The organism is Lacibacter sediminis, from assembly GCF_014168535.1.
Taxonomy (GTDB): Bacteria; Bacteroidota; Bacteroidia; order Chitinophagales; family Chitinophagaceae; genus Lacibacter; species Lacibacter sediminis.
In genome coordinates this window covers 3212444-3237126 of sequence record NZ_CP060007.1, presented here as the reverse complement: position 1 = coordinate 3237126, position 24683 = coordinate 3212444, and the positions used below count along the sequence as shown (strand labels likewise).

Sequence of the window (24683 nt, the reverse complement as noted above, 5' to 3'; positions counted from 1 at the left end):
GTATTCCATCATTCAACCAACGAATTAGTTAAGCTGCCACTCTTACCTAATAAGCTGATATTCTTTCAATGATTTTTATCGAAGCCGGGTTAAAATTTCCATCTGCTTTACACACAAGCATGCGTTTGGCAAACCCATCTAAAAAAGTATTGGCAGGCATTGTAAACGGAATCGTAATCACACCCTGTGTTGGATGATAGTAATCGTTTGCATCTTTGAAATGCAGTACTACTTCCACCTGGTCGATTTTCCATGCATCTGTAAAAAGATTTGGTTTGTACTCAATCACTAAACCCAGTCCGTTTAAACTGAAGGAAGTAAGGTTGGTAGCAGGGTTTTGAAGCGTGTAGGTGGAAGGTCGGTTTAATAAAAGCATGAGCGTTTCTGTTAAATTACTAAAAAGCGGCTTCTCATTTTTAGCAATGGTCTTCACAAACTCATTCGTAACATCGTTCAGGTTTTTAATGGTGCTGGGTATTAAACGGATATTCACTGCTGATTCCATCTCCTTACTGTCGCTCCCCGTTTTTATTTTTAAAAATGCACCTGTTAAATAATACAGGTTTGGATTTACGGTTGGTTGATATTGTCCTGCATAACCTCTGAACGGTTGCGTAACCATATTGTTGCTCTCATTAGCTTCGTTCACTTTATTATCATTGTCTAACACCAGTACATAATTACAATTTGAGGCAGTATTCAGGTACATTCGCTTACTGAGATCGAAACAACGGATCACCCGTTCTATTTGCTCTCCCCCCTTTAACAACGTGGAGAACGTTGCCAGTGAAGTACCCCCGGCAGCATAATAATTTTTGCCGTTCAATGGATAATCTGCCGGCGTCATTGTTGGTAAAGTTGATACATTTTCAATATATCCCTGTAAGGATATGTTATTTACATCAACCGGCTCTGTTCCGTTGTTACGAACCACATACGTGGCCGTTAAACTTCCCCCGTTGGCAGGATCGTACTGAAAGCTCTTAATGCTCACGCTTAAATCCTTCCCTTGTACCAAATTTGTCGGTGCTGCCGTAGTAGTGGTAGGTGACATTTTTATGGGCGTTGTTCTCTCCATTATTCTGATTTGAGAAAAACTGTTCATCACCCATGCCATGCCAAACAAAGCGGGAAAGATTGACTTTTTCATTACTGCATTGATTTAGACTGTAAAAATGCAGGAACAGTATCGGTTTTTCTATCCTTTAAAACAGGGATTTTTTTGCCGCTGTTTCTGTTGCATAATATTCAGTTAGTTGATAAAGCAACGACAATGCACTTGATAACACTTGTACTTTCGTCTTTTAGCGCAAGTATCTACTCAATTAAATAATCGGAAGGCTGGCGCAAGAGTTGTGCAGAAGAAAAGAGCCTTGACTTCTTGTACCTGAATAAAGCACAGGCCATATTATATCAACTCCTTTTTCTTATTGTACCAATACCGCCCTCTTTTTGTACGGTATCATATTATATCATAAATTAGAGTGGTATGCGTCATGCGATTAAACACGCTAATAACTTAATCAACCAAAACTAAATGGCAGATAATACTGATGAAGAACATTTAGATGATCCGATCATCAATCAATCGGAAAATCTTCCTGACGAAATTATTCCTGCTACTGACAAGGAGACTGTTAGTCCCAATCAAGAAACTGAAAATATGGAAGTACATCATCATGCACATCATGAAGGAAAGAAAAATTGGAAATCTTATTTCTGGGAATTTTTAATGCTGTTCCTTGCAGTATTCTGTGGATTTCTGGCCGAGTACCAGTTGGAGCATGTAATTGAACATAACAGAGAAAAACAATTTATGATTTCACTGGTAGAAGATCTGGAATCGGATACTGCAGAATTGAACAATGCCCTTAAAGTGTGTGAATCAGTTTCCCGGTATACTGATTCTGTCCTCATATTCTTATCAACTTACAAAATAGGAGAGGTATTGCCTGCTCATTTCGATGATATGATCGGTACTGCCGGGCAGAGACAAAATCATATTCATACCGACCGCACCTCTACACAACTAAAAAATTCCGGATCTATGCGGCTGATCAGAAACAAACATGTTAGTGATGCTATCCTCAGCTACTGGAAAAGTATTGATGCTTCAGGTGTATCGCTGGACAGGTATATGATTTACAGGGAAGCTGGCAGAGTAATTAGTTTCAAGCTTTGGGTTAGTCAATTAGTATACAATCGTGGAATGTCAGTTCCGTTAGATTCTATAAAAACATTGCGGGTGATTGATCCCGATAAGAAAAAGTGGGACGAAATGGCTAATTTAATGGCAACAGGTGCTATGATTACTCAAGGCGCACACAAAAACAATTTAACTGATCAATTAAATCAGGCCAATCAACTAATTGCTTTGATCAAAAAAGAATATCATTTAAATTAACCTATTAAAAAGCCAGAAGGCACAATAGTGGGTTTTATGCAAGCACGATACCAACAACCAACAACAGCAGGTAATACAAACCTTAGTTTCATATTAAAATAGAAAGTAAATAATTTTTCAGATGCCTGATCCGGCAGAAAATATCAAAACAAAACGTTGTGCAGTGCATCCTGCGTTGCACTCACTAATAAGGTATATTGTTATTATTGAAGCTGACTTTGGCAACGTTCCTGTACATCTGGTTGGCAATTTTATGCCGTCACCCGACCAGGCAATGTTCATCAATCTTTATACCCGGCTTAAATCCAAAAGATCAGGCGAGAACAATTTCAATACCGTTACGTCCTGTACATTGATGGGGGCACAAATCACTCCCTTCAAACTATTGGTAGAAGAAAGTCATAAAACCGTATCCATTATTTTTCAGCCCGGAGGACTAAACCGGTTTTTGAATATTCCGATGACAGAACTATTTAACGATGGCTACAGTGCAAGAGAAGTGATAGGCAGGGAGATAGAAGAACTTTTAGACAAATCGCACGACACGATTACGTTAAACGAGTTGGATATTATTATACAGTCCTATTTTCTAAAAAAACTATCGAAGATAAAAGAACCCTTACCCATTGATTTTGCCCTGCAACAACTCTTGACAAACCACAATTTGAACATGGACAAGATTGCATCAATGGCTTGTATGAGTATCCGTAGTTTTGAGCGAAAATGCAAAGAGCGATTAGGCATGCCTGCTAAGATGTATGCACGCATAGCCAGGTTTCATAAAGCATATAAAATGCTCGAAAGCAGACCCATCATCTCCTGGACAGATTTGACATACGAATTAGGCTATTACGACCAAACACACTTCATCAAAGATTTCAAAGAATTTGCCGGGCTCACACCTACGCTCCTGTACAAAGAATTATCAGAAGAACATATACAGTTTCAATTGGATTGGGACAAGATTTGATTTTGCCGTTTTTTTACTATCACAGCTTTTCTCTCCGGATAGCTTTGCAGAAGTAAAAATAACGGAGTATGAAAAGATCAATCTTTATTCTCACCACACTCTTGTGTGTGTCTATGACGGGCTTGTATTCACAGGATAAATTGTTTTCGCTTTATACCGATTCTGCTTCACTCGTTCGTGATGCAAAACCTATGGTTGCCGATTTCAACAAACGGGTAAATGCCATCAGGCCTCAATTAGATTTCAAAGTGGGCTTTGTGGTTTACACTACTCCTGCCATGGTGTATTATGCCCCAAAAAGCAAAAACATTGTTACTTCACTCTATCACGAATTACCCACAGAACATAAGACGTTCTTTGCCACCTATTCAGACAATGAAGCTGAAGCCAAAAAGTTTTTTGCCGGCTTCTTCAACGGGTTTTATATAGCGCATGAGCTGGGTCATGGGCTGGTAGCAGCTTACGGACTTCACGACCCTAAAGCGATGTATCAGGAAGAGTTAGAAGTGAATATACTTGCTATGAACTACTGGCACAGTGTGGGTAAATCTGCTGAACTGGAACAATGCTATCGATTTGCCAAAGCATTTCTACAGAAAGTGCCAGACCCTGTTCCGAAAGCTGAGGAAAACCGCATCACATGGTTCAATACAAATTATTGGGAGCTGGGCCCGCAACCCGAGAAATACGGTTATTTCCAATTCAGTCAATTTGTAGATATCTACGAAAACTATAAAAGAGTTCCCATTGACGAGTTTTTAGAACTGTATATCAAACAACTCGAGGAACGTAAAAAATAGTGTTTCTTCTTCTGAGTGACTTTAATGAAAAATTGAAATAATGAAAATGAAAAAGATCCTTCTTTATACTGTCGTAGCATTTTCAAGCGGATTGTTCTTCACTAACATTTATAATTCTATTGTCAATGCAGCCAATTGGGAAAGCAACGTACCTAAATCCATAACCGCAGCAAAAGATTTTTTTGGAGTGGCTAATCCGGGTACATTTTTTGGAGTGATAGACCCAGCAAATATGATTTTGATTGTGCTGGCATTGATTTTATTTTGGAAAAAATCAACTTCTATTCGATTGTATCTGGGGATAGCTTTGCTTTGCTATGTATCGGTTATGATTTTAAACTTTACCTATTTTTTTCCCCGAAATGAGATGATGTTTCTCTCAAAACAATTTCCTGAGAAAGAAACGCTCAAACGTGTTGCATCTGAATGGGGAAATATGAATTGGGTCAGGTCGTTCATCTGGTTAACAGGTCTTATTTGTTCCTTCCTGGCTTTGGATAAATATACCTCAATCAAATAAGATGTTACAGTTTATAAACTTCCTTCGCAGCTGAGTTTGTTGCAACCCATTCGCCGTTTGACAATCGGGTAATAAAGAAATAATATATAAACGACGAGTCCCTTGCAGGAGAATCGTATTTGAAAAAAGGATACCAACCTTTTAAAGATTGGCATCCTTTTGTAGTATCACAACAACTCCTTCTTCTTATTGCACCAATACCGCATCTGCAATAATATTTCCCGATAGTGATTTAGTAGAAGGCAAACTTTTCCAATAAGCACCGGCAACTGTTAAACTGTTATCCGGTTGTACTGCCGGAACAGCAGCAGGGAAGAAATAAGAATAGCGCTCTATATATGAAGTGCTGTTCATCCATTCGGTTGACAGTTTCATAAAATACCGGTGAACAACGTCGGAAGAACGATTTGGATTTGCATTATACTCCGTTACCCAAATAGGCAGATTAGGATATGCGAGGCGAACTTTTTCAACAAAGGCTACAAACCTTGTAAATACTTTTTCAGCCGTTAATGAATCGGTAGCACCATTGTTGGTTTGGTTTCCCCAATCGTACCAATGAATGGGCAGTACATCTATTCTTAATTTTTGTGATTGCGCCTGCGTCATAAAATTGGTAAGCCATTTACCCGCACCAAACGTATTGTCTTGCTCTGTTACAGGTGAACCCAATCGCAAACCGGTCTTCTGCATTATTTTATAACGTTGAATCGCTGTATCGATCACAGGAATATTGGACTGTGAAGAATTATCCGGTTCATTGAACGACAGTAAATGATCTACATCATTGCGTTCAACAAGGTATTTCACATTTGCGTTGGTGCAGGAACCCTTGCCCCAGGTCATGGGAATAAATTGCTGATCAGGAAACGAAGATTTGTTGAGGCTCCATCCATAATACCATTGCGCTGCAAAGGCCTGTACTGCTGCGTCACTTACAGAGGCAGTTCCTTTCTTATCGGGATTGCTGATCTTGATATACCGGATAAATGAAATGTTGTTGCGTAAACGTGCTGGTAAATTCGCTTTGATGTCATTGTCTTTTGCTACAATACTGATCGACTCACCCGTACCATCGGAGTTGGCAGCAAATACAGCCATATAACCTTTGGGTAGAAAAAAGGAAACTGCCTTATCTTCAAAATCTGCGGGGAAAGTTCTAAACAAGGTAGCGACTGCAGTTTCGGAAGTATAAACAGAATCGGCTGAAAGTTCAACCCAAGGTGAAACAACTTTCTCTCCTTTTGATAGCGTGAGCTTTGTACCGGAATAATTTCCCTGCTGGTTTCCACCTGTATTGTTATTGGGTGTATTATTGACCGGTTGAGCTGCTTCTTTTTTACAGGCTGCAAAAGCGATCAACAATGGCAAGAGAACAAGATGGAGATTTCGCATGTTCATTCGTTTTTTAAAATTCTTTGTGCCGGGAGCAGATACAACTTCTCAGCTTTTTCTGCACGGCACTACCAAATATAAATTGCTGCAGTATCACAAAACAGAACAAAACACAGTTTGAACGGAGAACCCCTCATAATTGAAATCGGACAGAGTGATACACAGAGGTATAAATTGGCGTTCTGCGGTTATATTTGCTACTTATTTTAATCAACAGCATGAAATCAGTGAAGTTATTGGTAATCATCATCCTGGTAGTGTGTTGCAGCGAGGTAAAGGCACAAGCATCCAATATAGTTTTTGGGAATGTGGTCGATAGCATGCAGCAAATTCCTTTGCAGGGAGCAACCATCACGCTTGTTGATTCAAATGGTGTGAAATTGAAAACTACTTCCTCTGACGCAAAGGGATTTTTTAAGCTGAGTACGGAGAAGAAAAAGCTGCGGGAGATCATCATCAGTTTTACAGGCTTTAAAACAAAAACCGTTCAGCTCACCTACGATCAGCTGGCACAGGAGTACAAGCTTGGTTCACTGTATCTCTATCCCGATGTTTCATCCATGGCGGAAGTAATTGTGAAAGGGATTAAACCACCTGTTTCATTTAAGATCGACCGACAGGTTTTTAAAGCATCGCAGTTTGCTGCTGCATCCAATGGTACAGGTATTGATGTGGTGCGTAACCTGCCTTCTGTTTCTGTAAACGGACAAGGCGATATTTCACTACGTGGATCAACCAGTTTTTTAGTATTGGTGAACGGTAAAACAACACAGGGCGATCCTGCATTTGTGTTGAATCAATTGCCTGCCGATGCCATTGAAAGTATTGAGATCATTACCAATCCTTCGGCGATGTATGATGCAGATGGGAAAAGCGGCATTCTCAACATCATCACAAAAAATGGGGTGGAAGATGGGTTAATGGTGCAGGCCAACGTAATGGGTGGCTTACCTGCATTTAATAACTACAATAATCAACGCAATAAATATCCGCATCGGCACAGTGCCGATGTGTCGGCTGCATTCAGAAAAAATAAATGGGATATCAGCGGTGGATTTAATTACCTGCGTAACGATCTGGCCGGTTACAGGGAAGGTGATGTGTTTACTGTTATCAACAATATCAAAACAACATTTCCATCAAATGGCGAACGAAGTTTTAACCGTTACAATTATGGTGGAAGGTTAGCTGTTGCTTACGAGATCAATAAAAGCAATAACATCAGCAGCGGTTTTTATATTGGTAAGCGTTATCAAACACGTGTGGCCGATCTGTTGTACAATAATCAACGTGAAGATCTTTCAACAGGAACGGTGAGCAACTTTACCTACTTCAATAAAAACACACAACAGAAAGAAGGTGTGTTCACATTGGCTAATCTGGATTACACGCATTTGTTTGCAGACAAATCGAAACTTGTTTTTTCTGCTTTGTTTGAACGGGCGAATCTTTCAGGATTAACCACGAATAATAATCTCTCTTATCCGTCATTAACTGATACCATACAGTACACAGAAAATCCTTCTTCAAATCCATTGAATGCATACCGGTTGAAATTGGATTATAACAGAAAAGTGGGTAACGGAAATTTACAGGCGGGTTATCAATACAGGTATGATGTGCAGGATGGACGTTTTCTCTATCTCACAAAAGTGTTGGGCACAAATAACTTTACAGTAGATTCCAATTTTACCAGCAATGTAAATCTTACCAATCATATTCATGCAGGTTATGTACAGTATGCAGAAAAAGTAAAACGCTTCAGTTACAGTGCAGGTATTCGGGTAGAAGAATCGGAACGTAATCTTTTGTTTTCACTGAATAATCAGAAAACAAAGCTGCCATTGACGAATTTCTTTCCTTCGCTGCAATTACGTTACGAACCATGGGACAGAGCTGTGTTGAAAACCGGTTACAGCCGACGCATCAAACGCACCAACAATTATGAGCTGAATCCATTTCCTGAACGTGAACACTCTGAAACACTGGAGCAAGGTGATCCGCAATTGTTGCCTGAGTTTATTGGTACCTATGAATTGGGTGTTGAGCAGCAGTTTACAAAAGGAAGTTTTTATGTTACGCTGTACCATCAGCAAACAAAAAATCCCATTCAACGGGTGAATAAAGTATTTAACGATACTATTTTGAACCGTGTGTACACCAATGCAGGCCGTGCCATACAAACAGGTGTTGAAGCAAACTTTACTTACCAGGTAACAGATGTATGGCAAACGATTGTAGGTGGCAATTTGTACAAGTACGATATCAAGGGAAGCATTTTTAACGGTGCCTTTGCGGTGCGTAATAACAGCTGGGTGTGTAGCATCAACAGTACGCAATCGTTCAGCTTGCCAAAAAGATGGTTGCTGCAGTTGAGTGTAAATTATCTGTCGTTGCGGGCCACTGCACAAGGTGAAGATGGTTATTTCTTAACTCCGAATTTTACAGTGAAGAAAACGAGTATGGATAAACGCTGGAGTTTTCAGTTACAATGGCTGAATATGGATGCCGGGTTAAAGAAATCGAATCGCCAGCGCATCACTACTTACGGAGCTGATTTTTATACAACCACTAATTACATTTACGAAACAGACCAGGTACAACTGTCGTTAAGTTTTAACCTGCTGCGTAAAAACAGAAAGATCAATTTGCCGGTAAGTGAAATGGGCGAGAAGGAGTTTTAATGAAAGCTGATGAATGGGATCTTTTTTGAATGATCTTTCCCGATGAGCTTACCGTTAAAAGAATCAAGTTGATTTTTATCGATTGCTGTTTTGCATCGGGCATGCTTCTGCAGATAGCTGAAAATTGCCCAGACTTCTCACACAACCTCCAACGTTCATTAATTCATTATTTTTGAAGCATCATGAAACCGCCTGGCGCTTCCACAATTTTTTCATCTTATAATAAACACATCAGCACATTAACTTCATTTTCCAAGGAAACATGGTAGCTGATTGAAAGCGTGTTGAGTATATGGGAATTTAAAAAAGGTGAGTGCAGCGTGAAAGAAGGCAAGATCTACAGACATATTGATTTCATTTATCAGGGCTCCTTTCGTGCCTGCTCCAACAAGGATGGCGAAGATATTACAACAGGTTTTTACCTCGAAGGTATTTGCTTAAGCAATATAAAAGCCTCAGCAGAACGTAGTGTGCATACGGCATACCTTTACACCAGCGGTACGGCAGTAATGGAAACCGCATCTTTTTTGCAGATAGAGATGAATGCGATTGAGTTGAAAGTTTCAACACTTAATCATTGTGAGTCGTGTATGAAAGGACATTGCTACTTGCTTAAAAAAGCAGGCGGTTTGATCAGTAAAAGAACAAGCACCAGAACTTGTTTATAAAGCTAACTTTGAAAAAACATGAAAACAAAAGAGGATTTTGAAGTATTTATTAAAGCATTTAAAGCTATGGTTGAAAAATAGTCTCTCGTTCTATTTAAGATGAACTGAGATTAGCGTTTGTGAGAATCAAAAAAACAAGCCATATGATTGCGCATATGGCTTGTGTAATTTCAAAACAGAGCTGTTAGATTTATTTCTTCACTAATTTATGTGTGCTTATCATTCCATCCTGATCGATCTTAACAGTATAAAAACCGCTTGACCATTCTCTTGAAATAATGGGTATTATATTGGTGCCTGTTCTTACATTTTTTGTGAGTGCTGCTACTTTTCTGCCATGAATGTCAAAGACAGTTATTTGTACATCGCCCGTTTGCAAACTTTGAATTGATATGCTGAAGTTGTCATCAATAGGGTTAGGCATTATTTTTATTTGCGATACTGATTCGAAATTCACCAACTTGATACCATAGTAAACAGATTTTCCGTCAAGATCGTATTGCACCAAACGATAGTAGTTCTTTCCGTTTAATGGGTTAACGTCTGTATAATTGTATTGATGACCTGCTGTAGTATTACCTTTTGAATTGATCTTTGCAATTTGTTTGAAATCACGACCTGTTGCGCTACGCTCAATTGCAAAATGACTATTGTTCTCTTCAAATTCGGTACTCCATTCTAAAACAGCAGAAGCCGATATTTTTCTTGCGTCATAGCCTGTTAGTTTAACTGGTAAGGTAGAGCTCGGTGTAACTAAAGACCAGGCTTCATTAGTAATTGAATAGCTGGCGCTCTGGTTACGGGTACCAACAGCATAGCCATTAACTCCATCGCCGGCTGCAATACCCATTGTTGCAGTGTAGCCACCTGCAATACCTGTGAGGCTACTCATCACTAACCTGATTTCATTGGTAGTTTCATAAAGTTGAATCTCTCCCGTCATTCTATCGGCTGATGAAATGTGTTGTATGTTCTCGTAGTGTACCACAAATACACGGTTGGGTGCGGTACCTGTTACAGCATAAAAAATAGTGCCATTTGCAGGGCCGTCCGGAAGCCAATCGGTTTGGGTAAGTGCGATGAAAGCATTTGTTATACCCGGATCAGCGGGAATAGAAAAACCATTGCAACAGCCTTCACTGCCGGCATCAGATAACCAAATAAAACCATTGGTGCTGATGCGTGCAGTGGTATAGCCGGTTCCATAAAAACTAAATGTAAAAGGGATGTTTGCATCTGATACAACATCATCGCCCGCCGGGCCTGCTGTGCCACTGGCAATCAACAAACCTGTATAAGGTACACTGGTGGCCTGTGCATTTAGCAGGATTAATGAAAAGGAAAAACAAATGGAAAAGAAGAACTTTTTCATAGTCAGTTGGATTTTGGATTTTACATTGGGTTTTACAATGCAAGATTAAGCCAATATTCAGAGCTGATAAGTGCTCATTATTGTATTTACAGTTTTACACTTATTTCGTAAACTGATATTTACCCTGCTTTGCTAGATGGTTACTTTCTTAACAGCAATAAAAAAGCTGCCTCTTAAAGAGGCAGCTCAAGTTTAAACGAAATCAGCATTTATTATTTTGTTGCTTCTTTCTTGCAGCAGGCTTCTGTTTTTTTGCAGCACTGCTCGGTTTTTTTCTTGTTCTTTTTTGGTTTGTCGGAAGTAACACCTGCATAAACACTGCTTACAAAAGCAAAGGCAATAGCTATATATAATATCTTTTTCATTTTTTTATTTTTTAAATTGATTGTAGTGAAATTGTTTGTTTTGCTATCATCTCATGCAACTGATGGCGGACGCCATACACTTGATAAATAGGATGTGCGGTAATGATTCACCACAAATGCAACAGGGGTTAAAAATGGTTTTGAAGATGGGTTATAGCTGAATCCATTCTGTACTACATAGACGGAACTCACGGAATTACTGCAGCAGCATGATTCTTCATTGTTGCCGGTATTGGTTGATTGCTGATCAGTTTTCTTGCTGCAGGATTGGCTTGTGAATAATGCCCCTACATAATCAGTGAACAATTCTGTACCGTTGAATAATCCGCAGAAACAAACTAATAATATGACAGCTCTTATTTTCATTTCGCTAATAAAATGATCACAGTTAAATGCAGCGTGAAAATAGAGTAACGTAGAAATGCTGTCTAAAATAAATGAGTAAATAGTTGAATTGGGCAGGTAAACTGTGTGAAATGGCAGTTGAAGCGCTTTTCACAATCCCTGCTTTCACCTTCGGAGCTGTTTCGTCCGGCCGCATTTCTGTTTTTTGAACTTTGGATCGCAGCGTGGTATCGCAGTGCGTGAAAGCCTTGCCTGGTATAGATTTTATAATATTATGATGTGTTACTCGCTTTCCTTCAATAGTGTTGATAAGATATAGTGGTGAACGTGCATCTTTTTGCAGCAAACCTTCCTGTACGAAGCAATTACGAACGCTGTTTAGTTAACAAAATTAATGTGTCAAAAAATTACATTCGCTGGCTGAAAGTTGTATTTTACATGCCCACTCAAATCGCAGTATCCTTTTTCTCTTGAAGAATCCGGTGCTAAAACGCCTCAGCCGTCTGAAAAGCGCAACCTCCTGTAGAAACACCATAACTGATCGAATCTTTCCTTTATCCAATTGACAGAACATCGCTGAGAAACACAGTATCTATCGTTTATAATTTTATTATAACTACAAATCAGTATTTCATGGATAAGGTTTACATATTAGAAGAGCTGAAACAAGTAACTGAATTTCTTGCAGACATGCCGTTGAGCAACAGCCCTCACCATGTAATCAGTGATACGCTTTCTTATGCTGTTTATCTGATCAATCAGCTTCAGGAAGATCCTTTATATGCTACGTTTGCTGAAAGGTTAGATAATTGTATTACACAGTTGAATGAAATTCCGGAACAAAATGCGGCTGTAGCAAGCGTGCTCCCTGCTTCAATAAAAATATTACGTCATTATACCAGATCAGTGTCGAAGAAACTTCATACGAAAGAGCCTTTCCTAAGAAAGTTTGGTTTCTGGTTTTAATTATTTTCTTTTATATCAACTTTATTGAACCTTTCTAAAGTTAAGCAGCAGTTCTGTATGTTATGATCTGACTGTAGAATTGTACTTCCCCTGATATCAGTATCTTCAATTTTAGTACCGCTGCTACATCGGTTCAATAAAATCTTACTTATCATGAGATCATTTCTTTGCTTTATTCTTCTGCTTGGTTCACTGGCTTTAAATGCGCAACAACTTGATGAGATCGACAGGTTTGTTTCAAAACAAGTACAGGATCAAATGATCACCGGACTGAGTATTGGTATTATCGTGAATGGTAAAATCGTGCTGGCCAAAGGATATGGTCTGGCGAACGTAGAACATAAGATACCTGCTTCACAAAAAACCGTGTACAAAATAGGATCGCTGAGTAAACAGTTTGTGGCTGTTGGTATCATGACGTTGATCCAATCAGGAAAAATTAAGCTGACCGATACCGTTACAAAATATTTTAAAGACGCACCTGCAACATGGGGTAACATCACTATTCGTCATCTGTTGAACCATACATCCGGCTTAGTACGAGAATCGCCGGCTTTTCTACCTATGCTGGTACAACACGATACTGTTTTGATAAAGGCAGCTTACAAAATGCCATTGGTATTTGCAACGGGAACCAAGTGGCAATATTGCAACCTCGGTTATTTTATGTTAGCAGATATCATCAGGCAGGTGAGTGGTAAACCTTTTCCTGAGTTTATGCAGGAAGAGGTTTTTTCAAAGCAGGGATTAAACATACAGGCTACTTCAACCCGGATGATCGTGCCGGAAAGAGCCGATGGTTACGTACTGGCAGGTAAGGATTCTTTGTATAATGCAACCGACTATATCGCCTTTCGGCCTAGTGGTGCTTTCATTTCAAGTATCACCGATATGTTGAAATGGGAAATACTGATGCAGGATGCCAAGCTCTTATCAAAAGAAAACTGGCAGCAAATGTGGACGGATACTGTTAAAACCGGTGTTATCAGTCCTAAGGTTGTGTATTATGGCTATGGTTGGAATGTAACAGATTTTAAAAGTCGTTTATTGGTGAATCATGGCGGATCATTGCCGGGTTTTCGGAGTATTTATTATCGTTTTCCTTCTGATAGAACAGCAGTCATCATTCTCACCAATTCAGATCATACGAACGCAGGTGTTATTGCACAGGGTATTTCGGAGATACTCTATAAAGATTAACTGCTTTCCGTCATTGCTATTCTTATTGTTTCTTAATTACCTTGTTTGCTGTTAAAACATGATCATGAACTTACAACCGGGCAATATCATCATCAGTACCGATTTGCTGAATGACACTAAGTTTGAAAAAGTGGCGATCGTCATTACTGAGCACAACGAAAAAGGAACGATCGGTTATGTATTCAATCAACTGTTTCCAAGGAAATTTAATGAGTTGGAAGAATTTAAACATTCTATTCCTGTTCCTTTGTATGCAGGAGGTCCGGTACAAACGGATATGCTTTACTTTATGCATTGCAGACCCGATCTTATTGCAGATGGGCAACAGGTTGCAAACAATGTACACATGGGAGGCGATTTTAAAAAAGCTGTACAATTATTGAACAGTAGGGAATTACCTGTTGCTGATGTAAGGCTTTATATTGGTTATTGTGGTTGGGATGTAAATGAATTTGAAGCGGAAATTGCTGAAGGCAGCTGGCAATTGACCAATGCATCGGTTGATCTTGTTTTTTCAACTTCAACTGAATCAGCATGGAAAGAGTTGTATGTAACCCAGCAAGTATAAATTCTTTTTATCGTACTGTTTTCTTAAAATAAAATCATCCATGCAATTCGAAGCCTTTCTTCAAAGTATTTCCGGATCAACTCCGCCACTCAAAAGTAGTGTGTATCTACAGTCAATGTGGTATGATGCAAAAGGCGATTGGCATGAGGCGCATTCATTGGTTGATCATATGCATGATCTTACAGCTTGCTGGGTGCATGCTTATCTTCATCGCAAGGAAGATGATATTGCCAATGCTGATTACTGGTATCGTCGTGCCGGCAAAACAAGGCCATCCGTTTCCCTGCAGGAGGAATGGGAGACAATCGTAAAAGCATTGCTTTGATTTGTTCTGTTGCGGATTGGAAAAAGAGTTTATGGGTATTATCTTGCAACATGAGTCAATCTGAATTACAGGCACCAATACAAATTCTGCAACAGGCAATGCAAACAATTGCAGGCATGGATGAAGAACATTTTGCTTTATCCTACGATCTGTGGCAACATAAAGCCTTTTCAAAAAATGAATACTACAACGAGTACCGTCATATATGCAAACATCTTGGTTTTATACTGGATGGTGTGTTCCGCACTTATTATATTGATGAGAAAACCGGAGAAGATAAAAATGTATTTTTCTTTTCGCAGCACCAGGTAGTGGTTTCGTTTCAGAGTTTTATAAAACAGGCTCCCTGTAATTACTATACACAATCCATGACTGATTCAGAAGTATTATACATTCATGTAAATGATCTGCAGGACCTGTATAAAAAATCGCATCAATGGGAAAGAGTAGGGCGCATCATTGCAGAAATGGCTTTTTCTATTTCTATGCAACGCACCGAAAGTTTTTTGTTTATGAAACCCGAGGAACGTTATATGCAACTGGTCACTAATCATCCTGCAATCTTCAATAGTATTCCGCTCTATCATATATCTTCTTACCTGGGTATACAAGGACCTTCGCTTAGTCGTATCAGAAAAAGAATTTCAGGGAAATAACCGATTTTAACTTAGGTTAAAGTTATTGCGGTCGCTTGTCATGAGCTTTGTGTTATCAAATCAAAACAATTAAAACACAGCATCATGAAAGCAATTCAATCAAAAACAATCGTATTCGTTACAGGTGCATTTGTAACCAATCTTGGATGGGAACAATGGCAGCGTTATTTCGAAAGCAAAGGTTATAAAACCTATGCACCTGCCTGGCCTCATAAAGAAGGCACAGCAAAAGAGGTAAGGGATCGTCAACCAAATGATGTGCCTTTAGCAAGAGTTACTTTAAAAGGAGTGGTAAATCATTATGCAGCATTTATCGAAACTCTTCCTGAAAAACCCATCATTATTGGTCACTCTTTAGGTGGATTAATTACACAGTTATTGGTAAGCCGTGGATTGGCAGCTGCAGCTGTTGCACTCCAGTCAGTTCCCCCACTGGGTGTGATTCCTTATGAATTTTCTTTCCTGAAAGCAGGATGGAGATCGTTGGGTTTGTTTACATCATCCGATAAAACTTATTTAATGTCGTTCAAAACATGGCAGTATGCATTCACCAATGGTATGAGTCTTGAAGATCAGAAAGCAGCTTATGAAGCCAACACTATTCCTGAATCAAAAAGAGCAGCACGTGGTGCATTGACCTTCACTGCAAAAATTGATTTCAGCAAGCCACATGCACCGCTATTATTTGTTGCGGGCGGCAAGGATAATATACTGCCTGCCTCTCTCAACAAAAGAAACTTCCAACGTTATACCAATAAAAGTTCAGTGACAGATTGGAAAGAGTTTCCTGAGAATAATCACTTTGTAGTTGGCTTGCCGAATTATGAAACTACTGCAGGTTATATCTACAACTGGATACAGCAGCTTTGATGGGTTGTTTACTGATAGATGAAAGGTGAAGGGTTGAACAAAGTCCAGCCTTTCGCCGTTAAGAATGTAATGAATGTAAATGCACAGCTTCGGGTTTTTATCTTACTTCTTTTAATTCCGGTATTTTTTATTGTATATTCAATATCCTCTAATTCTTCATCCAAAATTGCTGAATATGAAAAAGATGATTCTTGCAAATCATTTACTTGTTACTTCAATTATTGTTATTGCTGCTTTTTCTGCTTGTAAAAAACAAATCAATAAAACTGATCTGCCATCCAAAAGCGAGATTGTAGTTGCTGCACGTAATGTTTATGTAAATGCAACAGGAGTTTGCGATTATACATTCAATGAAGCAGCAGTAACAGCCGCCGGTTATACCAAGCAATTTGAAGATAATTTTGATACCGATCTCAGCAAATGGAACGTATGGACAGGTGGAGCATTTAATAATGAATTACAATACTACCAGACAGGTAATATGGAAATACAGAACGGAAATCTTGTGATCACTGCAAGAAAAGAAACAGTAACAGGAGTAACGAATCCTTTTGATGCAACACAAAAAACATTCAACTATACATCAGGTCGTATTGAGTGCAAGACAAATATTTCTGCATCCGCAGCTACACCAAAAGTGAGAATTGTAGCCCGTGTAAAACTTGCATCCGGCTATGGTATGTGGCCGGCATTCTGGAGTTATGGCGATCCCTGGCCTACACAGGGTGAAATAGATATTATTGAAGCACGGGGCCAGGAGCCGTTCAAGTATCAAACTAATTATTTTTACGGACGGGCTGCCAACCGCAACCTTGTAAAGAACCAGGTTGGCTTTATTACATCCAGTGTAGATCTTACAACCTGTTACCATGTGTATGAAATGATCTGGTCGCAAAACAGTTTAACATCGTTGCTCGATGGAAATGTAATCGAAACAAAAACCGGAGGATACATACCAAACTTATTTGGCAAAACAGAGCGAATTGTACTTAACCTGGCTGTTGGTGGTAATTTCTTCTCCAATCTTACCCCCGCACTAATAACAACCGGCAGCATGTATGTTGATTTTGTAAAAGTATTTACATCAAACTGACGCATTAAAACTTTATCAGAAATAGTAGGATAGCTGATTGAATGTTGTAACTTTAAAGAACTACTTACAGTTTGTCCATTAAACTCATTCGATGTTCAACGTCTTATGAGGAACCGTAATTATTCATTCTAAAATATTACGGCATGAAAAAAAATTACTTAAATTCTCCCTGGAGAGTTCGTTGTCTATTATTTCTAATTGTCAGTTGCAGTATCCTAAAGGCAAGAGCCGACCGGTTCCCGTTCATTGCTATTTATTCGGGAGCAAATGAAGTTCCTGCCAATGCATCCACTGGAGGAGGGGGCATTATAGGTGTGTATGACGATGCTACTAACACTATTTATTACAACATTGCCTTCGGCGGTCTATCAGCTGCTACCACGGCAGCACATTTTCATGCGCCGGCAGGACCGGGAGTTAACGCCGGAGTAACACTTGCTCATGTTGGTTTCCCAACAGGTGTAACAACTGGCAATTACACCAAGATCGATGTGTTTACCGATGCGCAGGAAACTAACCTGAAAGCCGGTTTAATGTATTCCAACATACATACATCAGCATTTCCCGGTGGAGAAATCAGGGCGCAGATCGTTCTTGGTGCAGCATCAACTGAAATTTATACGTTCAAAAGAACATATAGTGGGGCAAATGAAGTGCCGGCAAATGCTTCAACAGCCACAGGCACAATAATGGGTGCGTATAACGCTGCTATTAACAGGATCTTTTATTCTATTGAGTTCAGCGGACTTTCTGCCAATGCTATAGCTGCCCATTTCCATGCACCTGCAATGCCTGATACAACTGCACCTGTAACGCTTGGCAATGCCGGTTTCCCAACGGGTGTTACAAGTGGTGTTTATCGCAGAACGAATGTGTTTAATGATGTGCAGGAAAAATATCTTTTGGCGGGACTAATGTATTCAAACATTCACACAACTTTATTTCCAGGTGGTGAAATAAGAACTCAGATTTTCTTTGATGCACCTTTTGTTGCTCCGGTTGTTACTTGCCCTGCTAATATCACTGTTTCAAATGATGCTGGTTTATGTTCTGCAAGTGTTGCATTTGAAGCGACTGTAACAGGCTCACCTGATTATTTCATCACTTACAAAGTTGATGGTAAAGTTATTTTCCCTGGATACATATTCCCTGTTGGCACTACCACTGTTAAGGCAACAGCAATTAACGGTGGAGGTATTTCTACCTGTTCGTTTACAGTAACAGTAAATGATACAGAAGCACCCCAGATCTATGACCTGAAAACTGATCCGGTGGTATTATGGCCTGCAAACGGTAAAATGAGGATAATAAAGGTTACGACTGGAACCTTTGCAGATACTCTTAGCGCAGATACCCTTAATATCATAGATGGTGTTACTGATAATTGCCCCGGGCCAATTAACTGTGTATTAAGTGTTATAAGTAATGAGCCGGTGAATGGTGTGGGTGATGGTAATACAAGCCCCGATTGGGAAATTATAAATAATCATATAGTTAAATTAAGAGCAGAGCGCTCAGGTACAGGTACAGGAAGAGTATATACAATTACGATGAGATGTACAGACCTGGCTGGTAATACAAGTGAGGAAACCACAACTGTAACAGTGCCGCACGATATGTCGGTTAAATCAAGTGCAAATCCTGGCAGATTAGGTGAAAACACATTGGCTGTTTCGGTGTATAACAACCCAACAAAGAATTATTTCACATTGAGTGTTGAGCCGGGTACAAGATCTGAAAATGTTTCTGTAAGATTGTTTGATATGACAGGCAGAATGGTGGAAGCGGCAAATTCATCTTCACAGATCATACGTGTAGGAAGTACATTGGGTGCAGGTATTTATATGGCCGAGATAAGAAGCGGCGATAAAGTTTCATTGATGAAACTGATAAAACTGGAATAATAATATTGGAAGTTGATTTTAATAAAGAGGCACGATCTAATATCGTGCCTCTTTATTTTTAGATATTTCAAGTGTTTTGTGATGCATTCTGTTTGCGTACATACTTTGTAAGGATCACAATGGTTTGCCCTTCAATTTTTCCTTCGATCTGTTCAATATTCTCTGCCACCAAACGGATATTCTTTACTACTGTTCCCATCTTTGCATTAAGTGTTGAGCCTTTTACATCCAGTGATTTGATCAAAACAACGGAATCGCCGGTTAGCAATTGTGCCCCGTTACAGTCTTTGTGCAGATCAACACTGCCATCATTTTCATGATCGCCTGTTGCTTTGGCCCAGGCCAAACGATCTTCATCGAGATACATCATATCTAAATTATCAGCTGCCCAGCTTTCATTACGTAAGCGGTTAAGCATCCGCCACGAAACAACCTGCACACCCGGTACTTCACTCCACATACTTTCAGTTAAACAATTCCAGTGCTTACTGTCAAGTTCTTCTTTCTTTTCAACCTGCGCTAAACATTTACTGCAGATAAAAATGCTGTTATCGGCATTTGATTGATCTTGTGGCGGCACTTCGTAAACGCCAAGGTTTACCTCCGATTTACAGAGTTCACATTTGTTTTCGCTTCGTTGTTGCAGCAGGTCTGCCAGTTTCATTGTTTCCTTTTTGATTATGGCGGCGAAGGTAATTATTTCAAACATCCTCTTTCATTTTTTATCATCAGGTATAGTATTTGCCGTTTTTAACCTGTTTAAGAAGGCTTAATGAATGAATTTACAGGGAAAAGCATTACAGTTGTTTGCCCTGCGATCAGCTATCTTTAGCAAACAATCAACCGGCAGCAGTGAATAAAAGGATGGAGGTGCTTGCTGAAAATTTTGCTGCAATGAAAAAAATAAAACTTTTATTTACAACCATGTGGTCGATCATCAGACAATCATTCTCCGATTTTATTGACAACCGGGTATTAAAGTTGAGTGCAGCGCTGGCATTTTACACCATCTTCTCACTGCCAGCCATGCTCATTATTATTATTTCTGTGAGCGATATTTTCTGGGGCAGAGAAGCGATTGAAGGAACCTTGTACAATCAGATATCCGGCTTTGTTGGAACGGAAGCTGCTGTGCAAATACAGGAAACGATCCGCAATGCGGCTTTATCCTACGAAAGTAAATTCGCAACATTGATCGGTTTGGTAACATTGTTAGTGGGTGCTACAAGTGTATTCAGTGAAATTCAGGATTCTATTAACCAGATATGGAAATTGAAAACAAAACCATATAAAGGGAAAGGTTATCTCCGTTTGATCGTGAACAGGTTACTTTCATTTTCATTGGTGGTTGGCCTTGGATTTATTTTACTCGTATCGTTGGTGATAAATGGTTTGATGGATCTTTTATTGAACAGACTAACTGTTATTTTTCCTGAAATAACGGTGATCATGGTGTATGTGTTTAATCTCATCCTCACGTTTGGCATTACATCTTTATTGTTTGGGATGATCTTTAAAATACTTCCTGATGCAAAAATTGAATGGAAGCATGTACGCATCGGTGCATTTACAACAGCCATTCTTTTTATGGTGGGTAAATTTCTGATCGGTTTTTATCTTGGTCAAAGCCAACTCTCCACAACTTATGGCACGGCGGGTTCTGCCATTGTTTTATTATTGTGGGTTTACTATTCAGCAATGATCTTATATTTCGGTGCTGTGTTTACACATGTATATGCCGCACACACAGGATCAAAAATATACCCCAACAAATATGCTGTGTGGGTACAGGAAATAGAAGTAGAATCAGAAAAATCAATTGAACAGCAACCTGAAACAAAAACGGTGATCGAAGTGCCGGCTACCTCAGTTAAAAAGAATGATAAATAGCTTTTTAATCATTACCTATACATATCAACAAAAATCCTCTGCGTTATTGCTAATGATCAAGTGCAGCAATGATCAGGGTTTCTCCACCCATGCGATTATGCGCAATGGCCCGCCGCTTCCTGCTTTGATCTTCATGGGTAATGCAAAAACATAAGCACCTTTTGCTGGCAGTGAATCAAGGTTCGCCACGTTTTCAAAACCGGGAATGTTTTCTGCATACAGCAATTGATGAGTTTTAAAATCTTTCGATTGTCCGTAATCAATACTTGGCGTATCAACACCCACAGCTTTGATCTTCCTGTTTTTGATCAGCCACGCTGCCAGCTCCGGATGAATGGCAGGAAAATGCAGTTTAGCTGTAGCGGCTTCACCTTTTTCGGCTGTGCCTAAATAGTTTGCTGCATCAGGATAAAACTTACCCCATCCTGTGCGAAATAAAACAATCGCTCCATCATGAATAGTACCGTTTTCTTTTTCCCATGCAGTAATATCATCCACTGTTATTTGGTAATCGGCATTGTTGGTTGTTTTAGTTTTTACATCGATCACAACTGCTTCTCCCAGCAATTGCTCTAATGGGATTTTATCTGCACTCCATTTGCCTTCTGCAAAATGCACCGGTGCATCAAGGTGTGTGCCACCATGTTCGGGCGAAAAGAATGCGTTGGATGAATAATAATATCCGCCGGCAGTTTTGCCATTGAATTGCGTATCGAGTTTAAAGCCAACAGGGTTGTTGGGCCAATAAATTGTTTCACTGGAAAAATCATAACTCAGGTCGATCCATTTTCCTTTTGAAAGAAATTGGGAGAGCGTTTGTTTTTCTGCAGGTTGATTGCAGCCAAGTGCAATGATGAACAAAAAGGGGAGGTATTGTTTCATACAAAATACTTTTTCTAAAAATACATTATTCTGTTATGTGGATGTTGACAGTCCGCCGCTGCGTTTTTTATGCTGATGAATATTTGTCGCATTTAGCCCGTTATTATTTCGTTTTTACCCAGCCTCAATTTGAAAAATAGATCGGAAGTTTGTACTGTTAAACAATCATCATTATTCTTAAAACAAATAACATGGAAACACAGGCAGCAACAGTTATCACAGTACAAACAGTAGTAAATGCGCCAATAGCAACCGTATGGGAAAGCTGGAATAACCCTGAACATATTACAAAGTGGGCTTTCGCATCACCCGACTGGCACACGCCCTGGGCGAAGAACGACCTTCGTGTGGGCGGCAGCTTCTCTTCACGCATGGAAGCAAAAGATGGAAGTTTTGGTTTTGAATTTGGCGGCGTTTATGATGCGGTTACTATCAATGAACACATTTCTTACACAATGGAAGACGGACGTAAGGTGAAAATAAATTTTACAGCCGATGGCAATTCAACAAAAGTAGTGGAGAGTTTTGATGCAGAAAGTGAGAACTCAATAGATATGCAACAAGCAGGATGGCAGGCGATACTTGATAATTTCAAAAACTATACTGAGCAATTGTAATCAATTCTTTATTGTCAATCGAAGTCCGGGCTTTGTTAAAAGCCCGGCTTTTTTTTGAGTGGTAGTTCGTGGTATTGTAAATAGAAATAGTTTAGCATTATGAAATTGATCATGAGAACAAAATCATTTTATTTTTTGGTTGCAGGGATCGCTTGTCTTGCTTTACTGCAAAGTGTTAACAATAAAAATAGTGAAGTCCGTCAGCAGAAACCGTTGATCACCGGTGCAGATCAAACAGAAAAATATCTTCCTTACTTAAAAGGGAAACGTATTGCAGTGTTGGCGAATCCAACAACAATTATTGGTAAGAAACATTTAGTGGATAGTTTACTTTCTTTAGGTATAAATATTGTGAAAGTATTTGGTCCCGAACATGGCTTTCGTGGTAAAGCAAGTGCCGGTGTAAAAGTGAAAGATGAAAAAGATCCTGCAACAGGCGTGCCTGTTATTTCATTGTACGGGCCAAAGCGAAAGCCATCAAAAGAGGATATGGCGAATGTTGATCTGGTGATCTTCGATATACAGGATGTTGGTTGCAGGTTTTATACTTACATCAATGTGCTGAGCCATATCATGGAGGCCTGTGCTGAGAATAATAAAGAATTGTTGATACTTGATCGTCCAAACCCCAATGGTTACCTGGTTGATGGCCCTGTGCTTGATATGAAATATAAATCGGGCATTGGTATGTTTCCTATTCCTATTGCACATGGTATGACCATTGCTGAGTTTGCACAAATGATCAACGGACAAGGTTGGTTGCCCAATAAACTAAAATGTAAATTAAAGATCATTAAGGTGGCGAATTATAATCACGACATGGCTTATACCTTACCTGTTGCACCATCGCCCAATTTAAATACACAGCAGAGTATTATGCTGTATCCATCCACTTGCTTGTTTGAAGGTGTTGCACTCAATCACGGTCGTGGTACTTATTTTCCTTTTACAGTTTTAGGAAGCCCGTTGCTGAAGGGAAAATATCAATTCTCCTTTACACCGGTTGGTATTCCGGGTATGGCAGAAACGCCATTGCATATGAATAAAGAATGTTTTGGACTTGATCTGCGCAAGTACGATATCAATCAACTGCGTAAAACAAAACGCATCAATGTACAATGGATGAAAGAACTCTATGCAGCATTTCCTGATAAACCAAAATTCTTCGATCGTTCACAAAGTAACCAGATGGGTGATATTAATAAACTGGCGGGCACAGCAGAATTTAAGGAACAGATCATTGCAGGTAAATCTGCTGCTGAAATTTATGCGTCATGGGAACCGGGTTTATCAAAGTACAAGACCATGCGAAAAAAATACTTGTTGTATCCATAATCAATCACACAATTAATTGAAGGTTATGAAACAGATAAAAATGATTGCTATTCTTTTCCTGCTGTTCTTTATGAGCAGTCATCATTCTTTTGCACAAACATCTATTGAAGGTGCGTGGACCAAACAGGAAGGTTCATTCAATATTACGTTGCTTTTTCAGGATGGATATTATTCGTACACGAAGTATGATGTGGCCAATAAAGTATTCAGCTTTACAAAAGGCGGTTCCTACAAAGCCGATGGTAACAAACTTTCGATCACTTATCTGTTTCATACAGCCGAAAAAGAAAAAGTAAGCAGCAGTGAAACAATGGAAATGCTGATCGATAAACAAACACTCAGCCTCAGTGCTAATGGAACAAAGGAAGTCTATTCACGGGTTGATGACAGTAAAGGAGCACTCGGCGGTCATTGGCTTATCACAGGTCGTATGAACAATGGAAACATGCAAACCATTACACCCGGTGCAAGACGAACCATTAAACTCCTCACCGGTACTCGCTTTCAATGGATTGCTATCAATATTGAAACCAAAGAGTTCTTTGGAACCGGTGGTGGCTCATACAGCTTCGTTAATGGAAAATATACAGAGAATATTGAATTCTTTTCAAGAGACAGTACAAGGGTAGGCGCCTCCTTGAGTTTTGATGGGAAAGTGGAAGGAAATAACTGGCATCATTCAGGACTCAGTTCCCGTGGTGAACCCATTCATGAAATCTGGACGAAAGGATTGTGAAAAGAGCTGCAGGCTATTAGCTACTAGCTGCAAGCAATTCAACTTATCCTATTCATAATATTCTTGTATTTGCTGGCAGCTGGAAGCGGACGGCTTGTAGTTTTCTTCAACCGTTCAT

At 39.4% G+C, this 24683-nt stretch carries 25 protein-coding genes; 18 read left to right on the top strand and 7 right to left on the bottom strand.

The features are described 5' to 3' along the window. Positions 1 to 46 precede the first annotated feature (46 nt). A complete protein-coding gene (locus H4075_RS13785) occupies positions 47 to 1150 on the bottom strand; it encodes a CARDB domain-containing protein (protein WP_182801416.1) in 1104 nt (367 codons plus the stop codon). Positions 1151 to 1537: 387 nt separating this feature from the next. Here H4075_RS13785 and H4075_RS13780 point away from each other — a divergent pair, with 387 nt between their 5' ends. From H4075_RS13780 to H4075_RS13765, 4 genes are all read left to right on the top strand, one after another. After that, positions 1538 to 2404: a hypothetical protein gene (locus H4075_RS13780; protein ID WP_182801415.1), complete on the top strand. Its 867-nt coding sequence runs from the start codon at positions 1538 to 1540 to the stop codon at positions 2402 to 2404. Positions 2405 to 2525: 121 nt separating this feature from the next. Then, on the top strand, positions 2526 to 3374 hold the full coding sequence (locus tag H4075_RS13775) for a helix-turn-helix domain-containing protein (protein ID WP_182801414.1): 849 nt from the start codon (positions 2526 to 2528) through the stop codon (positions 3372 to 3374). A 68-nt stretch (positions 3375 to 3442) separates the two neighbouring features. Continuing rightward, on the top strand, positions 3443 to 4174 hold the full coding sequence (locus H4075_RS13770; RefSeq protein WP_182801413.1) for a hypothetical protein: 732 nt from the start codon (positions 3443 to 3445) through the stop codon (positions 4172 to 4174). Positions 4175 to 4220: 46 nt separating this feature from the next. Next, positions 4221 to 4694: a DUF1772 domain-containing protein gene (locus H4075_RS13765; RefSeq protein ID WP_182801412.1), complete on the top strand. Its 474-nt coding sequence runs from the start codon at positions 4221 to 4223 to the stop codon at positions 4692 to 4694. A 186-nt stretch (positions 4695 to 4880) separates the two neighbouring features. Here H4075_RS13765 and H4075_RS13760 read toward each other — a convergent pair whose 3' ends face one another. Continuing rightward, complete coding sequence (locus tag H4075_RS13760; protein ID WP_182801411.1) at positions 4881 to 6089, bottom strand: glycosyl hydrolase; 1209 nt, start codon at positions 6087 to 6089, stop codon at positions 4881 to 4883. 218 nt (positions 6090 to 6307) lie between these two features. On the opposite strand from H4075_RS13760, the gene H4075_RS13755 reads away from it, so the two are divergent. Both H4075_RS13755 and H4075_RS13750 read left to right on the top strand, forming a co-directional pair. After that, positions 6308 to 8773 (top strand): TonB-dependent receptor domain-containing protein, encoded by a 2466-nt coding sequence (locus tag H4075_RS13755; RefSeq protein WP_182801410.1) that lies wholly within the window; start codon positions 6308 to 6310, stop codon positions 8771 to 8773. Positions 8774 to 9093: 320 nt separating this feature from the next. Further along, positions 9094 to 9441, top strand: coding sequence for a hypothetical protein (locus tag H4075_RS13750; RefSeq protein ID WP_182801409.1), 348 nt, complete (start codon positions 9094 to 9096; stop codon positions 9439 to 9441). A gap of 190 nt (positions 9442 to 9631) precedes the next feature. Here H4075_RS13750 and H4075_RS13745 read toward each other — a convergent pair whose 3' ends face one another. From H4075_RS13745 to H4075_RS13735, 3 genes are all read right to left on the bottom strand, one after another. Continuing rightward, a complete protein-coding gene (locus H4075_RS13745; RefSeq protein ID WP_182801408.1) occupies positions 9632 to 10813 on the bottom strand; it encodes a T9SS type A sorting domain-containing protein in 1182 nt (393 codons plus the stop codon). A 212-nt stretch (positions 10814 to 11025) separates the two neighbouring features. Next, positions 11026 to 11178 carry a hypothetical protein gene (locus tag H4075_RS13740; RefSeq protein WP_182801407.1) on the bottom strand — a complete coding sequence of 51 codons (153 nt, stop codon included), beginning with the start codon at positions 11176 to 11178 and terminating at the stop codon, positions 11026 to 11028. A 51-nt stretch (positions 11179 to 11229) separates the two neighbouring features. Then, entirely contained in the window at positions 11230 to 11544 is a 315-nt protein-coding gene (locus tag H4075_RS13735; protein ID WP_182801406.1) for a hypothetical protein, read from the bottom strand. A gap of 612 nt (positions 11545 to 12156) precedes the next feature. Between H4075_RS13735 and H4075_RS13730 the strand changes: the two genes are divergently transcribed. From H4075_RS13730 to H4075_RS13695, 8 genes are all read left to right on the top strand, one after another. After that, positions 12157 to 12489: a hypothetical protein gene (locus H4075_RS13730; RefSeq protein ID WP_182801405.1), complete on the top strand. Its 333-nt coding sequence runs from the start codon at positions 12157 to 12159 to the stop codon at positions 12487 to 12489. A 153-nt stretch (positions 12490 to 12642) separates the two neighbouring features. Further along, positions 12643 to 13689, top strand: a complete 1047-nt coding sequence (locus H4075_RS13725) for a serine hydrolase domain-containing protein (protein WP_182801404.1) — start codon at positions 12643 to 12645, stop codon at positions 13687 to 13689. 64 nt (positions 13690 to 13753) lie between these two features. Then, a complete protein-coding gene (locus tag H4075_RS13720) occupies positions 13754 to 14257 on the top strand; it encodes a YqgE/AlgH family protein (RefSeq protein WP_255460194.1) in 504 nt (167 codons plus the stop codon). Between the two features lie 40 nt (positions 14258 to 14297). Next, positions 14298 to 14582: a hypothetical protein gene (locus H4075_RS13715; RefSeq protein WP_182801402.1), complete on the top strand. Its 285-nt coding sequence runs from the start codon at positions 14298 to 14300 to the stop codon at positions 14580 to 14582. 50 nt (positions 14583 to 14632) lie between these two features. After that, on the top strand, positions 14633 to 15238 hold the full coding sequence (locus tag H4075_RS13710; RefSeq protein WP_182801401.1) for a Crp/Fnr family transcriptional regulator: 606 nt from the start codon (positions 14633 to 14635) through the stop codon (positions 15236 to 15238). Positions 15239 to 15322: 84 nt separating this feature from the next. Further along, positions 15323 to 16108, top strand: coding sequence for an alpha/beta hydrolase (locus H4075_RS13705; protein ID WP_182801400.1), 786 nt, complete (start codon positions 15323 to 15325; stop codon positions 16106 to 16108). Between the two features lie 175 nt (positions 16109 to 16283). Beyond that, positions 16284 to 17201, top strand: a complete 918-nt coding sequence (locus H4075_RS13700; protein WP_182801399.1) for a glycoside hydrolase family 16 protein — start codon at positions 16284 to 16286, stop codon at positions 17199 to 17201. A 143-nt stretch (positions 17202 to 17344) separates the two neighbouring features. Then, positions 17345 to 19105, top strand: a complete 1761-nt coding sequence (locus H4075_RS13695; RefSeq protein ID WP_182801398.1) for a CHRD domain-containing protein — start codon at positions 17345 to 17347, stop codon at positions 19103 to 19105. 67 nt (positions 19106 to 19172) lie between these two features. Here the strand turns inward: H4075_RS13695 and H4075_RS13690 are convergent, their stop codons facing one another. After that, entirely contained in the window at positions 19173 to 19769 is a 597-nt protein-coding gene (locus tag H4075_RS13690) for a PhnA domain-containing protein (RefSeq protein WP_182801397.1), read from the bottom strand. A 230-nt stretch (positions 19770 to 19999) separates the two neighbouring features. On the opposite strand from H4075_RS13690, the gene H4075_RS13685 reads away from it, so the two are divergent. Next, positions 20000 to 20995 carry a YihY/virulence factor BrkB family protein gene (locus H4075_RS13685; protein WP_182801396.1) on the top strand — a complete coding sequence of 332 codons (996 nt, stop codon included), beginning with the start codon at positions 20000 to 20002 and terminating at the stop codon, positions 20993 to 20995. A 72-nt stretch (positions 20996 to 21067) separates the two neighbouring features. Here the strand turns inward: H4075_RS13685 and H4075_RS13680 are convergent, their stop codons facing one another. After that, positions 21068 to 21877, bottom strand: coding sequence for a cyclase family protein (locus tag H4075_RS13680; RefSeq protein ID WP_182801395.1), 810 nt, complete (start codon positions 21875 to 21877; stop codon positions 21068 to 21070). Between the two features lie 191 nt (positions 21878 to 22068). Between H4075_RS13680 and H4075_RS13675 the strand changes: the two genes are divergently transcribed. The 3 genes from H4075_RS13675 to H4075_RS13665 all read left to right on the top strand — a co-directional run bounded on the left by H4075_RS13675 (position 22069) and on the right by H4075_RS13665 (position 24565). Beyond that, entirely contained in the window at positions 22069 to 22494 is a 426-nt protein-coding gene (locus H4075_RS13675) for an SRPBCC family protein (protein ID WP_182801394.1), read from the top strand. Between the two features lie 99 nt (positions 22495 to 22593). Then, the gene (locus H4075_RS13670) at positions 22594 to 23829 is read left to right on the top strand and encodes an exo-beta-N-acetylmuramidase NamZ family protein (protein ID WP_255460193.1); all 1236 of its coding nucleotides are present in this window, start codon (positions 22594 to 22596) and stop codon (positions 23827 to 23829) included. 25 nt (positions 23830 to 23854) lie between these two features. Next, a complete protein-coding gene (locus H4075_RS13665) occupies positions 23855 to 24565 on the top strand; it encodes a membrane or secreted protein (protein WP_182801393.1) in 711 nt (236 codons plus the stop codon). The last annotated feature ends 118 nt before the right edge of the window (positions 24566 to 24683 follow it).

What these genes read in the sequence shown, in the direction of transcription:
- H4075_RS13785 (WP_182801416.1), bottom strand. Translation starts at nt 1,150, where the DNA reads ATGAAAAAGTCAATCTTTCCCGCTTTGTTTGGCATGGCATGGGTGATG.
- H4075_RS13780 (WP_182801415.1), top strand. Translation starts at nt 1,538, where the DNA reads ATGGCAGATAATACTGATGAAGAACATTTAGATGATCCGATCATCAAT.
- H4075_RS13775 (WP_182801414.1), top strand. Translation starts at nt 2,526, where the DNA reads ATGCCTGATCCGGCAGAAAATATCAAAACAAAACGTTGTGCAGTGCAT.
- H4075_RS13770 (WP_182801413.1), top strand. Translation starts at nt 3,443, where the DNA reads ATGAAAAGATCAATCTTTATTCTCACCACACTCTTGTGTGTGTCTATG.
- H4075_RS13765 (WP_182801412.1), top strand. Translation starts at nt 4,221, where the DNA reads ATGAAAAAGATCCTTCTTTATACTGTCGTAGCATTTTCAAGCGGATTG.
- H4075_RS13760 (WP_182801411.1), bottom strand. Translation starts at nt 6,089, where the DNA reads ATGCGAAATCTCCATCTTGTTCTCTTGCCATTGTTGATCGCTTTTGCA.
- H4075_RS13755 (WP_182801410.1), top strand. Translation starts at nt 6,308, where the DNA reads ATGAAATCAGTGAAGTTATTGGTAATCATCATCCTGGTAGTGTGTTGC.
- H4075_RS13745 (WP_182801408.1), bottom strand. Translation starts at nt 10,813, where the DNA reads ATGAAAAAGTTCTTCTTTTCCATTTGTTTTTCCTTTTCATTAATCCTG.
- H4075_RS13740 (WP_182801407.1), bottom strand. Translation starts at nt 11,178, where the DNA reads ATGAAAAAGATATTATATATAGCTATTGCCTTTGCTTTTGTAAGCAGT.
- H4075_RS13735 (WP_182801406.1), bottom strand. Translation starts at nt 11,544, where the DNA reads ATGAAAATAAGAGCTGTCATATTATTAGTTTGTTTCTGCGGATTATTC.
- H4075_RS13730 (WP_182801405.1), top strand. Translation starts at nt 12,157, where the DNA reads ATGGATAAGGTTTACATATTAGAAGAGCTGAAACAAGTAACTGAATTT.
- H4075_RS13725 (WP_182801404.1), top strand. Translation starts at nt 12,643, where the DNA reads ATGAGATCATTTCTTTGCTTTATTCTTCTGCTTGGTTCACTGGCTTTA.
- H4075_RS13720 (WP_255460194.1), top strand. Translation starts at nt 13,754, where the DNA reads ATGAACTTACAACCGGGCAATATCATCATCAGTACCGATTTGCTGAAT.
- H4075_RS13715 (WP_182801402.1), top strand. Translation starts at nt 14,298, where the DNA reads ATGCAATTCGAAGCCTTTCTTCAAAGTATTTCCGGATCAACTCCGCCA.
- H4075_RS13710 (WP_182801401.1), top strand. Translation starts at nt 14,633, where the DNA reads ATGAGTCAATCTGAATTACAGGCACCAATACAAATTCTGCAACAGGCA.
- H4075_RS13705 (WP_182801400.1), top strand. Translation starts at nt 15,323, where the DNA reads ATGAAAGCAATTCAATCAAAAACAATCGTATTCGTTACAGGTGCATTT.
- H4075_RS13700 (WP_182801399.1), top strand. Translation starts at nt 16,284, where the DNA reads ATGAAAAAGATGATTCTTGCAAATCATTTACTTGTTACTTCAATTATT.
- H4075_RS13695 (WP_182801398.1), top strand. Translation starts at nt 17,345, where the DNA reads ATGAAAAAAAATTACTTAAATTCTCCCTGGAGAGTTCGTTGTCTATTA.
- H4075_RS13690 (WP_182801397.1), bottom strand. Translation starts at nt 19,769, where the DNA reads ATGAAACTGGCAGACCTGCTGCAACAACGAAGCGAAAACAAATGTGAA.
- H4075_RS13685 (WP_182801396.1), top strand. Translation starts at nt 20,000, where the DNA reads ATGAAAAAAATAAAACTTTTATTTACAACCATGTGGTCGATCATCAGA.
- H4075_RS13680 (WP_182801395.1), bottom strand. Translation starts at nt 21,877, where the DNA reads ATGAAACAATACCTCCCCTTTTTGTTCATCATTGCACTTGGCTGCAAT.
- H4075_RS13675 (WP_182801394.1), top strand. Translation starts at nt 22,069, where the DNA reads ATGGAAACACAGGCAGCAACAGTTATCACAGTACAAACAGTAGTAAAT.
- H4075_RS13670 (WP_255460193.1), top strand. Translation starts at nt 22,594, where the DNA reads ATGAAATTGATCATGAGAACAAAATCATTTTATTTTTTGGTTGCAGGG.
- H4075_RS13665 (WP_182801393.1), top strand. Translation starts at nt 23,855, where the DNA reads ATGAAACAGATAAAAATGATTGCTATTCTTTTCCTGCTGTTCTTTATG.